2 protein-coding genes are annotated in these 1,540 nt (G+C 40.3%); both read right to left on the bottom strand.

Annotation, left to right across the window (positions count from 1 at the left end):
* Nucleotides 1–18: 18 nt before the first annotated feature.
* Nucleotides 19–753 (bottom strand): hypothetical protein, encoded by a 735-nt coding sequence (locus tag SORDD16_RS06465; protein ID WP_061413402.1) that lies wholly within the window; start codon nucleotides 751–753, stop codon nucleotides 19–21.
* A 15-nt stretch (nucleotides 754–768) separates the two neighbouring features.
* Complete coding sequence (locus SORDD16_RS06460) at nucleotides 769–1,464, bottom strand: ABC transporter ATP-binding protein (protein WP_061452788.1); 696 nt, start codon at nucleotides 1,462–1,464, stop codon at nucleotides 769–771.
* Between the last annotated feature and the right edge of the window lie 76 nt (nucleotides 1,465–1,540).

Raw genomic sequence — 1,540 nt, 5'->3', positions numbered from 1 at the left:
TTTCTAGCTGGGCATTTTTTATTGCAAATTAACCTTGTTTTTCAAGATGTAGTAGGTTCCGAGATAGTAGATAATTGATAAAAAGAGATCGCGCAAGATTTCTGTACCAGCCATCACGTTAAAGTCATTATCAACTCTTAAGAAGAGAGAAACATAACCAATAACGATGGAAATAACGATATAGGCTAAAATTCCCATAGCGGTACGATATTCGTTAAATAGTTGACCAATTGAGATACAAAGGTAAATAGATAAAATCCATGCGATCGAACTGACAAACAGTGATAGGGCATACAGCCAGCCGTAGCTGAGGTAAGGGGAAATGAAGTTATAGAGGGCAGTGAAGTCTTTCTCTATCGGTATTAAGAAGAAGATAATCAGTATACTCAAGATAAAGACGATATAACTTAAGATGGACCAGACAAGGGCACTGAAGAGTTTTGCGGTGATGATTTGGTGCTCAGAGACAGGCAAGGTCAGGGTCAAGTAACCTTGGCGGTCATAAACACTACCCTTAAATCTTCGGATGATTAAAAAGATTGTTGCAATCCAAAGAGTGACGCTGAGTCCTCCAAAGACCAAAATTAAAAATCCTAATAGGTAGAAGGGGTCATTACCATAACTAGTGTAGTGCTGACTGATACCAGAAAAGGATATTCCAATCAAAACTGAAATTGCAAGCACAGCACCGTAGAGCGCTAAATACCATTTATTGACATTTTTAAATTCATAACGAACTAGATTCCAAAACATAATAATCTCCTTTGCTTAGGCTTTAAATTCCTGGCGGAAGAGCTGGTCAATTGATTCACCTGACTCGTAACGAATATCATCCACATTTCCTTGGCGGACGACTTTTCCGTCTTTGAGGAAGATAATCTCATCCAAAATTGGTTCAATATCTGAAATCAAGTGGGTTGAAATCAGTACCGTAGAAGTTGGTGAATAGTTGTTGATGATGGTGTTGAGGATATAATCACGAGCAGCTGGATCCACACCTCCGATCGGTTCATCGAGAACATAGAGGCGGGCATCACGGCTCATAACCAGGATGAGTTGGACCTTTTCTTTGTTTCCTTTTGATAGTTTCTTGAGGCGACTGTTTTCATCAATGCCAAGATCTGCTAAAAGGTGTTGGGCCCTTTCGAGATTGAAATCCTGATAGAAGGTTTTAAAATAGGTTAGAGCATCCTTAACCTTCATCTCTTCATTGAGGTAGGTTGTATCTGGTAGGTAGGAGACGATCGCCTTGGTAGCAGGACTTGGGTCCTGTCCGTTAATGAGGACACGTCCTTTGTCTGGCTGAAGGAGGCCATTAATCAGTTTGATTAGGGTTGTTTTTCCGGATCCGTTTGGTCCAAGGAGCCCGACAATCTTTCCGGCTGAGATCTCTAGTGAGATATTGTCAAGTGCCGCAGTTGCTCCATATGATTTTGTTACATTTTCAAATGCTAGTAATGTCATAATTTTACACTCCTTTAATGTATTCACTAAGCACACTTGGCAGTTCTTCTTTTTGATAGCCGAATTGAAGCATACC

Source organism: Streptococcus oralis (genome assembly GCF_001578945.1).
Classification (GTDB): Bacteria; Bacillota; Bacilli; order Lactobacillales; family Streptococcaceae; genus Streptococcus; species Streptococcus oralis_Q.
Note: the sequence above shows the minus strand (reverse complement) of the source record. Positions and strands in the feature narration are given on the sequence as shown.